The 10,290-nt window shown below is 69.6% G+C and carries 7 protein-coding genes; 5 read left to right on the plus strand and 2 right to left on the minus strand.

From position 1 onward, the window contains the following. Positions 1-539, plus strand: a 539-nt coding sequence (locus MEICH_RS29465; RefSeq protein WP_036219474.1) for a hypothetical protein, incomplete at its 5' end; no start/stop codon positions are given. A 646-nt stretch (positions 540-1,185) separates the two neighbouring features. On the opposite strand, the gene MEICH_RS25520 is transcribed toward MEICH_RS29465, so the two are convergent. Together MEICH_RS25520 and MEICH_RS0115890 are read right to left on the minus strand one after the other, a co-directional pair. Next, a complete protein-coding gene (locus MEICH_RS25520; RefSeq protein ID WP_245587688.1) occupies positions 1,186-2,118 on the minus strand; it encodes a ParB/RepB/Spo0J family partition protein in 933 nt (310 codons plus the stop codon). After that, positions 2,115-3,056 (minus strand): AAA family ATPase, encoded by a 942-nt coding sequence (locus MEICH_RS0115890; RefSeq protein WP_218916424.1) that lies wholly within the window; start codon positions 3,054-3,056, stop codon positions 2,115-2,117. Before MEICH_RS0115890 ends, MEICH_RS25520 begins: the two co-directional genes overlap by 4 nt. 266 nt (positions 3,057-3,322) lie before the next feature. Between MEICH_RS0115890 and MEICH_RS25525 the strand changes: the two genes are divergently transcribed. The 4 genes from MEICH_RS25525 to MEICH_RS28115 form a co-directional block, all read left to right on the plus strand. After that, on the plus strand, positions 3,323-4,750 hold the full coding sequence (locus tag MEICH_RS25525; RefSeq protein ID WP_036219475.1) for an S-layer homology domain-containing protein: 1,428 nt from the start codon (positions 3,323-3,325) through the stop codon (positions 4,748-4,750). A 713-nt stretch (positions 4,751-5,463) separates the two neighbouring features. Further along, positions 5,464-6,867, plus strand: coding sequence for a replication initiator protein A (locus MEICH_RS0115905; RefSeq protein ID WP_027893425.1), 1,404 nt, complete (start codon positions 5,464-5,466; stop codon positions 6,865-6,867). Positions 6,868-7,383: 516 nt separating this feature from the next. Then, complete coding sequence (locus MEICH_RS25530; protein ID WP_051304270.1) at positions 7,384-9,915, plus strand: class I SAM-dependent DNA methyltransferase; 2,532 nt, start codon at positions 7,384-7,386, stop codon at positions 9,913-9,915. 14 nt (positions 9,916-9,929) lie between these two features. Further along, on the plus strand, positions 9,930-10,290 hold a 361-nt coding region (locus MEICH_RS28115), incomplete at its 3' end, for a transposase family protein (protein ID WP_174422449.1).

A 10,290-nucleotide genomic window follows, 5' to 3' on the forward strand; every position in this document is an offset into this window, starting at 1 on the left:
GGGGCGAGCCTTCGGCCCGCTTCGCCCGGCCGCCGGGGCCCGGCGCGGGCAGCATGTGGCGCCGGGCCTGGGTCAACGCCGTCCACCGGCTCGACAAGCGCTTCCCCGAGCCCTTCCGCCTGCTGCACATGGAGGGGCTGGGGCTCATCAGCACCGGCAGCCGCGGCTGGCGCGACTACCGGGTGGTGGCCCGCCTGACGCCCTACCTGGCCGAGCAGGCCGGGGTGGCGGTGCGCTGCCAGGGCCTCAACCGCTTCTACGCGGCGGTGCTGCGCAAGCCGGGGCGGCTGCAGATCGTCAAGCACCGCGGTCAGGCCCGCGTGCTGGCCGAGGCCGAGGCGGGGTGGCTCGAGGGGGAGGAGCTCGAGCTGCGGGTGGAGGTGGAGGGCAGCCGGGTGCGGGCCCGGCTGGGGGAGGTCGTGCTCGAGGCCCACGACCCCGAGGCCCCCCTCGAGGCCGGGGGCGTCGCACTGCTGGTCGAGGAGGGCTGGCTGAGCTGCGAGGAGGTCGTGGTCGGCCCGCTCGAGGGCCGGGGCTGACGGCCCCGCGCCCGCGCGAGCAGCCCCGGGGCATGCGCCCGGCGTAGCCCGGCGAGGGGCGGCTTCGCTTCGAACCCCGGCACGCCCACCTCCTGGGCAATGCCAGCAGCAGAGCGACACGCGACGGCATGGCCTCTCCCCTCCCCTACTGCCTCACGGGCTCACCGCCTCCGCCCAGTCCCTCGGGGGCAGCGGGGTGAAGCTCGAGGCGAGATCGACGAGCTGGTGGGTGCGGGCGAAGTCCACGAGGCCCCGCGCCCAGTCGATGCCACCTCAGCGGTCTCGAGCGGGGCGACGCGCTCGCAGAGCTTGCCGAGTTCGGCATGATGCGGCGGGCCGTCGGCGTAGAGCGATGGGGTCTGCTCGGGGCGCGAGCCCCAGCCTCCTCTCCCCGCTGGGCCCGCGGCCATCCCAGCCGCTCGGCGGAGCGGGCGGTACGGGACAGCGCGCGGTGGCTGATGGCCCAAGGGCCCTGCACGGGGCGGATCAGTCCACCAGCTCCCGCTTGGGCCTGCGGAACACGAAGCGGAGGCTCGAGCCGCCCGCCATCACCTGCCGCACCTCGTCGTAGAGGGGGTGCTCCCCGGCGCCGCGAACAGGTGACGGCTGCCGCCCGCGGGCGGCAGCCGCGGTGCTGCCCAGGTCGCTACGCCTGCAACAGGCGCTCGAGCTCCGAGAGCAGCTCGTCCACCCGGCGCTTGCGGTCCTCGTCCAGCCTCCGCCGGGCCAGCGCGCGGCCCAGGGCCTTGACGCGCTCGCCGTAGCGGTCGGGGGCGGGCTGCGGCTTGGCGGCCAGGCGCCCGACCTCCTGGCGGATCTGGCTGAGGCTGAGGCCCTCCTGCAGGGCCCGCTGCAGCAGGCGGGCCCGCGCCTTGGCGTCGCGCACCCGCGCGATGGCCCTGGCCTTGGTGTAGTCCAGCCGCCCCGAGCGGATGACCTCGAGCACGTCCTCCGGAAGCTTGAGCAGGGGCAGGCGGTTGGCCACAAAGGACTGCCAGGTGCCGCGCGACAGCGAGTTGAAGGTTTCCTCGACCAGCACGGCGTCCGGCTTACCCATAACGTTATGGGTAGCCTTGCCCTTGGCCTCGTTGTCCATGCGGTAGAGCAGCGCCACCACCTCCTCCACGGGCTGCTCCAGGCGCAGGGCCAGCAGGCCCAGCACCCCCTCGGTCTCCTCCAGGGGGTTGAGGTCCTCGCGCTGCAGGTTCTCGGCCAGGGCGATGAGCTGGGCCTCTTCGTCGCTCAGGCGGCGCACGATCACCGGCACGTGGCTCAGCCCGGCCTCCAGCGCCGCGCGGTAGCGGCGCTCGCCGGCCACGATCTCGTAGCCCTCCCGGGTCTCCCGCACCAGCAGCGGCTGCAGCACCCCCTGGTCCCGCACCGAAGCCACCAGAGAGCGCATGGCCTCGGGGTCGAAGTAGCGGCGCGGCTGGCCGGGGCGGGGCCTGAGGTCGGCGAGGGGGAGCTGGGCCTCGGGGGCGGCCTTGCGACCGGCCTCGAGGATGGCCGTCACCGGGCTGGCGTTGCGCATGGGGTGCTTGGCCAGGATGGGGTTGGTCCGTTCCTTCTTGGCGCTCACGAGCGCACCTCTTCCCTGCTGCCGTACAGCACGTTCATGATGCGGTCCGCCGTCTCCTCGAAGACCAGCACCGCCGGGTGGCGCGGGTTGAACAGCGCCAGCGGCTTGGCCTCGACCGTGGCCTTCTTGAAGTCGGCCGCCTGCGGGACCGGGGTGAGCACCGGGCCGCGCTCGGTGAGCTGGGCGGTGAGGGCCTCGAGCACGTCGCGGTCGTGCTGGGTGCCCCGGGCGTACTGCATGGGCACGAAGCCCACTACCTGCAGGTCGGGGTTGAGCTCCTGGCGCACCCCGTCCACCGTCCGCAGGAGCTGGTCGGTGCCCAGGTAGGCCTTGAAGTGGGTCTGCACCGGCACCACCACGTGGTCGGCGGCGGCCAGGCCCAGGATCGCCAGCAGGCCCAGGCTGGGCGGGCAGTCGATCAGCGCCACGTCGTAGGCGGCGCGCACCTCGTCGAGCGCCTTGCGCAGGCGGCCCTCGCGGTTGAGCGCGGAGACCAGCTCCTGCTCCGCCCCGGCGAGCAGGATGTTGGAGGGCACGAGGTCCATCCCGGCCAGGTTCCTGTGGATCGGCAGGTTCTCCCGGCGCAGCAGCGCGTCGTAGACGGTGACCTCGAGGTCCGAAGGCGCCAGCCCCAGGAAGGCGGTGAGCGTGGCCTGGGGGTCGAGGTCGACGAGCAGCACCTTGAGGCCCCGCTGGGCCAGGTGGTAGCCCAGGTTGAGCGTGAGGGTGGTCTTGCCCACCCCGCCCGCCTGGTTGAAGACCGCCACGGTCCTCATGGCCGTCTCCTCGGGGCCGGGCTCGAGCACCGGGATGAGCCACTGCCCGCCCCGCTTCTCGGCCCCCGGGATCTGCCCCGCGCCGGCCAGCCGGCGCACGTAGGCGTCGCTGACCCCGCGGCGCGACGCGTACTCCTCGGTCGTCAGCCAAAGTCTGCGCATGCCCCCACTCTGACACATCCGTAACTGGTTTTACAAGCTTTTCACGTTTTCGTAACCGCCCCCGGCCCCCCTCGGCCACATCCGCGGGCTGCGGCCCGGCGGTATAATGGCTCCAACGTCAAACCGAAGGCGACGCCTCGAAAACCCGGCCGGGCAGGGGAGGGGAGAGGGCGAAGTGGGGGTCGAGGGGCCCCGGCCCGCCACGGTGCATCCGTCACCGGCTGGAGGAATTCCACCCAGTACATTCACGGCGGAAGGTGGTGTGTATGCGGCGATTCCTATTCCCGTCCCTCATCCCGTTGGCGCTGTCGGCCCTGTCGGCCCAGGCCCTGCCCCCGGACGTGCCCCCGGACCACTGGGCCGGCGCGGCGGTGGGGAGGGTGCTCGAGGCCGGCTGGATGCAGGGCTTCCCCGGCGGGGGTTTCCAGGGGGACTCCCGGCTCAACCGCTTCCAGCTCGCGACCACCCTGGGCCGGGTGCTCGACACCCTCGGCGCCCGGGAGGAGGCCCCGGCGGCGTTCACGGACGTCAAGGCCGACCACTGGGCCGCGCCCTACCTGGGGCGGGTGATGGCGGCCGGGGTCGTCCAGGGCTTCCCCGGGGGCGAGTTCCGGGGCACGGAGGAGCTCAGCCGCTATCAACTCGCCCAGGCCCTCGCCCGGCTCCTGCCCCGCCTGGGGGTGGAGGCCAGGCCCCGCCTCCCCGCCGACGTGCCCCCCGGCCACTGGGCGGCGGCGGCCGTGGGGCAGGTGGTCGGGCTGGGCTGGATGCGGCTGGACTTCGAGGACCGCTTCCAGGGGGGCGCGGCGGTCACCCGCTACCAGTTGGCCTACGCCCTGGCCGGCCTCAGCCGGTCGTTGCCTTTCAGCGCCGCGCCAGCACCGGCCTCCGCCGGCGCGCCGGCGGGGCAGCCCTTCACGCTGCGCCCGCTCGAGCAGCCCGCCCCGTGGGTCTACCTCGGCGGCGGCCCCCTCGAGGCCGAGGCCCTGAGCGCGGACAACCGGCACCTGCTGCTGAAGGGCGCCGGCCTGGAGCCGCTCGCCGCCGCGCCCCTGGCCAAGCCGCTCGCCGCCGTCCACCGGGGCTGGGGCCTCACGCCCGACCTCAAGGAGGTGCTCCGCCTGGGCAAGGACGGCCCGCGGGCCTACGGGGTCATCGGCCAGCCCGGCGGGGTGCTGCCGAGGGTGTTCGCGCACGGCGACGGGAGTTCGGGCGGCGTGGTGGCGCTCGACCCGAGCGGCAACTACCTCGCGCTCATGAACTCCACCCCCCTCTGCCTGCCGGACTGCGCGAGCGCGAGGAACTCGAGGGCGCTGCGCCTGGTGCTGCTGCTGACCAACCCCGTGGGCCTGTACGCCGAGCACGCCTACGCGCTCGACGCCCCCGGCAACCGCCTCGTCGGCCTGGCCTGGCCGAAGCCCGGGACGCTGCTGGTGAGCGAGCAGGGCGGGGGGAAGACCCGGATCTACCGCCTCGAGCTCGGCGGGGCCACCGACTTAGCCTTCAGCCCCTTCGACGAGCCGCAGGGCGCGCTCGAGGCCGTCCCCGGCGCGGGCGTGCGGCCGGTGCTCAAGGAGCGGGTGCTCGAGCTGGAGGGGGAGTACCGGGGCCTGGCCTGCCTCGGGGACCGCTTCTACCTCCTGCGCGAGGGCCGCGTCTTCGAGGTCGTGCCGGGGCAAACCCCCGGCCGCTGAACCCCTGGGGAAGCCCCCGCCGCGCGGCGGGGCCGCGTTCCACGTGAAGCGGCCTCGCCGGCGGGCTATCGGAATACTCGGCCATTTCGCCGGGGGAGGTATCGGAATACTCGGCCATTTTTGGGGACTCACTATCGGAATACTCGGCCATTTGAGGGGGTATCGGAATACTCGGCCACTGGGCTCGAGGCCCCTATCGGAATACTCGGCCATTTCGCCCGACGGGCCGACGGGTAACGCGCGAATTAAGGCGTCGGGGACGGCCTAATTCGGGAGGCTCCTCCCCGGCCGGAGGGGCTCGAGGCCCCTATCGGAATACTCGGCTATTCGGGGGTCCAAATTATCGGAATACTCGGCCAAACTGGCCGGCAGGCTATCGGAATACTCGGCCATTCGGGCGGGGGAGGTATCGGAATACTCGGCCGTTCGGACCCTCGAAGTATCGGAATACTCGGCCACTTTAACCACCCCCCTATCGGAATACTCGGCCATTCGGGCCGCCAAAGTATCGGAACACTCGGCCGTTTCAGGGCCCAAATTATCGGAATACTCGGCCAAACTGGCGGCGAATTCGCGTGCAGCACGCTGCCCGCGCGCGGGGCTTGATGATGACATTTAATTCAATTCTTTTAAAAGAATTCAGGTCTTAAAAAATCATCATCAGGGCCTCGCGCGCGGCGGGCGGCCCGGCGGAGCCGGTATAATCGGGGGCAATGGCACGGAAGAACCCGAACGAGGGCAACGAGATCCGGCGCTTCGACGAGGCCAACGTGGCGCGGCTCGGGTTGATCAGCATTCAAGAGCGCATTCCCCCCGACTTCACGAGCTGGACCATCGACTTCAACGTCGACGGCCGCCAGGCCCGGCTCTCCTGCGTGGCGGTGGCCGAGCACGGAGGCGTCCCGCACGGCCTCGACAACGACGTGAGCCTGGCGCTGATCACGCTGTACCAGGAGGCGGGCAGCCCCGAGGACGGCACCATCGTCGCCACGGCCTACCGCATCCTCTCCCTCATCGGCTGGGACACCAGCGGCCACTACTACCAAGCGCTCAAGGAGAGCCTCGAGCGCCTGACCACCGCGACCTTCACCGCCAGCGAGGCCTGGCGCAGCGGCAAGAAGTGGACGACGGTCAAGTTCCGCTACATCGACCGCCTGGAGTACACCAGCGAGGACGACAAGCTCGGCCTCTCCGGGCACAGCGTGCTCAAGATCCGGCTGGCGCGGGAGATCGTGGAGTCGATCCGGGCCAAGTACCTCAAGCCGCTCGACCTCGAGTTCCTCACCAGCCTCGACCGGCCCCTCACCCGCGCGCTCTACCGGCTGCTCGACGCACAGCGCGTCTCGCCCGACGGGGGAGAGGTGACGCAGTTCCGCACCAACATCGTCGAGTGGGCCAAGGCCTGCAAGATCGTCGACCAGACCCCCAGCCGGGTGCGGCGCACCCTCGAGGGCGCCCACACCGAGCTCGTCGAGCGCGGCTACCTCTCGGGGGTGGAGTACGAGGGGAGGGGGCCGAAGCAGGAGGTGATCTACACCTTCGCCAAGCAGGCGGCGATCCCCGAGGAGGCCAAGGAGGTCGTGGCCCGGCTCGGCCGCTACGGGGTGGCCCGCCCGGTGGCCCACAGCCTCATCGGGACCTACGGGCTGGGGCGCGTCGAGGAGCGCATCGCCCGCTTCGAGGCCATCCTGCTCGCCGGGTACGCCCCGCGCAACCGCGCCGGCTTCCTCGTGGACGTGGTGCGCGACGACGAGGGCAAGTACACCGACCCCGAGGGCTTCGTCTCGCGCAGCCGCCGCCTGGAGGCCGACGCGGCCAAGGCCAAGCGGGCGGAGGCCGCGCGCCGGGCCGAGGAGCGCAAGCAGCAGCAGGCCGACGCCGAGTGGGACGCCCTCGACGCCAGGGGGCGGGCCACCAAGGCCATCCGCATGCTCACCCTCATCCTGGGCAAGCACGTGCCCATCCGCTACTACAGCGGGCTCATGGAGGCCTTCGAGGCCGGCAAGATGGACCCCCGCGAGGTCACCGAGGCGGCGGTCAAGGCCCAGGTCGAGCTGCAGCTCGGGCCCTTCACCCAGGAGCTGATGCGCGTGTTGGACGGCCTGGGGGCGGGCTAGGGCCGGCGCGGGCCGCTGCCCGGCCTGGCTCGCCCGTCTGTAGCAGAACCGGGGAAGCCCGAGAACTGTTACGGCAGGGTGTATGCCCTCCAGGACGAAAGTCGCGGGCCATTCACCCAAAAGCACTGTTACAACTCGGCAGGGCGTAGCGCCCTGCTCCAGAGCCTCAGTGGCCCTTGTAGAGCCCCAACCAGACCGAGCTGGCTGACGGCAGCGTCCTGCTGCCACGCCATGATGGATTTGGACCATGGATATACTTGGGATGTGACCAGTAAATGGCCTAAGGGATGGAGCTGCTCCTGCTACCTTGGTCATTAGGACTCAATTCCACAAACGGGTCCCAGTTCAAGAGGCAGTGAACCTTTCGCCGAGGTAAATCGGGCGCTTAGACGGAAGGGGAGCCAGTAGCGCGACCGGCTTGAAGTACCCGAGCTCACCACCCCGAGATACGGCACGAGCGGGGCGGTTTCGTCCGACTGCTGGCCTCAGCCGGTTTCACTGCCGGGAGGAGCTAGCGTGAACGTCGACCCCTTCATCGCCCGTTGGAGAGAGATCGCTGCCCGGCCTGACACCTCGGAGTCCGGCTTCGCCAAGCAGCACTTCCTCGAGCTGTGCGAGGCGCTCGAGGTCGAGCGGCCCGGGGCGGCCGGTTACCGCTTCGAGCAGCCGGTGCGCAAACTGGGTGGCGGCCAGGGTTTTGCCGACGTGTGGAAGCGGGGCTGCTTCGGCTGGGAGTACAAGCGTCCTCGCTCCGACCTGCGGCGGGCCTACGAGCAACTCGTGCTATACAGCCGTGACTTGGAGAACCCCCCGCTCTTGATCGTCTGTGACCTGTTGCGCTTCGCGGTCTACCCTAACTTCAACAACACCTTGCCCGAGCCCGAGGTCATCACCCTCGAGCAGCTCGCCGACCCCGAGAAGGCCCAGATGCTGCGCTGGGCCTTTACCGAGCCAGCCCGGCTCGACCCCGCCCTCAAGCGCCAGCAGGTGACAGAGGCCACAAGCGAGAAGATCGGGGCGGTCGCCCGGCGGCTCACGGGGCGGGGCCTCAGGGAGCGCGAGGTCGCCCACTTCCTCATGCAGGTGGTCTTCGCCTTCTTCGCCGAGGATATCGGTCTGCTGCCCGACCGGGTGCTCACGAGCACGCTCGAGAAAGCCCAGGACGACCCCGTCCGACTGCAGAAGCTGCTGGGCCGCTTGTTCGACGCCATGACCCACGGGGGCGACTTCGGGCCCGTGCCGGTTCCCCACTTCAACGGGGGTCTGTTCGAGGGGTCTACGCCGCCCCTTCTCGAGGCCGTGGAAGCCGATCTGCTGCTCGAGGCCGCCCGGTTGGACTGGTCGAAGGTCGAGCCGAGTATCTTCGGCACCCTCTTCGAGCGCAGCCTGAACCCGGCTAAGCGCAGCCAACTCGGAGCACACTACACCTCCCGCCAAGACATCGCCCGGGTGGTCGAGCCCGTCATCCTGGAGCCGTTACGGGCCGAGTGGGAGGCGATACGCGCCGGAATACAGGACTTTCTCGAGCAGCCTTTGGGCAAGCAATTGAGCGAGGACACCTCCTGGCGCGGCCGGCGGAGGCTGGGCAAGGGCGGGCGCCAGCAGGTGGACCGCTACGTCGCCCACGTGTCCCGGCCCATCCAGGGCTTCCTCGACAAGCTGCACGGCGTAAGGGTCTTAGACCCGGCATGTGGGAGCGGAAATTTCCTCTATGTAGCGATGCAGGGCCTGCTGGGCCTACAGGCCGAGGTGCTGAACTTCGCCGCCGAGATCGATGAGCCCGCCCTCCAGGACTTCGTCAGCCCGAGGCAGTTCTTCGGGCTCGAGGTCGACCCCTTCGCCCACGAACTCGCCAGCGTCGTGGTCTGGATCGGCTACCTCCAGTGGAAGGCGGCCACAGGTAGCCCCAACTGGCAGGTGCCCATCCTCGAGCGCCTCGACACCATCCAGCACCGGGACGCGCTCCTTAACCCCGACGGCACCGAGGCGCAGTGGCCCGAGGCCGATTACATCGTGGGCAACCCGCCCTTCCTGGGCGACAAGAAGATGCGCTCGGAGCTGGGGGATGAGTACGTGGACCGGCTGCGCAGGCTGTTCGAGGGGCGGGTGCCGGGCCAGGCCGATCTGGTGTGCTACTGGTTCGAGAAGGCCCGGGCCCAGATCGAGGCGGGCAAGGCCAAGCGGGCTGGGCTGATCGCCACCAACAGCATTCGAGGGGGAAAGAACCGGGTCGTACTCGAGCGCATCAAGAGTACCGGGGATATCTTCACGGCATGTAGCGACGAGCCGTGGGTGCTCGAGGGAGCAGCGGTACGGGTCAGCATCGTGGGCTTCGACGACGGCAGTCAGGGGAGTCGTACTCTGGATGGGCTCGAAGTTCACGAGATCAACCCCGACCTCAGCAGTGCTGCTTCTCTAACCACCGCGGGGCCCCTGCGAGAGAACCTCGGCGTTATCTTCCAGGGCCTGAAGCTGGTAGGGCAGTTTACGGTACCGGACGGGGTCGCCCGTTCCTGGCTCGACCAGCCCAACCCCGACGGGGTCTCTAACGCCGACGTGTTGCGGCCCTACGTCAACGCCAAGGATCTTACCCAGCGGTCCCGGGGCGTGTGGGTGATCGACTTCAACCAGATGCCGTTAGAGGAGGCGTCGAGGTACGTGCTGCCTTTCAGCTACGTGAAAACCCACGTTCTACCGGAACGCCAGAAGGCGAGACGGGCTTCTACGAGGAGTCGTTGGTGGATCCATGGCGAGGCTAGGCCGGGGATGCGACGAGCCCTGGCCCCACTGGGGCGCTACATCGCGACGCCCCAGGTCTCCAAGCACCGTGTCTTCGTGTGGCTCCCTACTTCGGTGCTTGTCGACGGGACCAACTACGCTATCGCCCGCGACGACGACTTTGCTTTCGGCGTGCTGCACTCTAAGCCGCATCAGCTCTGGGGGTTGAGGATGGGCACATCCCTCGAGGATCGCCCACGCTACACCAACACTACGTGTTTCGAGACCTTCCCGTTCCCCCGCCCAGACTTGACCGTTATTCAGGGTTGAGGCTAGATAGAGGCATGAACTTACGCGAAGCCTTAGCCTCATTGGACGATCCACGCTACCAGAACCGGCGCTATCCGCTGTGGGGGGTGGTGGCATTGGTGCTGGTGGCCTTTGTGTGCCGGGTGGACTCCCTGCGGGGTGTGGCCCGCTTTGCCCAAGCCAATCCCTTCCTGTGTAAGCCCCTGGGCTTGCGCAAGGCCCCAGGACGCAGCTCAATCGCCCAGCTCATCCGCCGCTTGGACCCGCAAGCGCTGGGTTCAGCCCTGCAACAGGTCTTTCCCGAACTCCCCCTTCCCGCCTCTTTCCCTACCTCTACCGCTACTACCTCTGCCCTGGTCGCGGATGGCAAGGTCTTGCGGGGGAGTGCTAAAGGCG

It is taken from the genome of Calidithermus chliarophilus DSM 9957 (genome assembly GCF_000430045.1).
In the GTDB taxonomy this organism is placed as follows: domain Bacteria; phylum Deinococcota; class Deinococci; order Deinococcales; family Thermaceae; genus Calidithermus; species Calidithermus chliarophilus.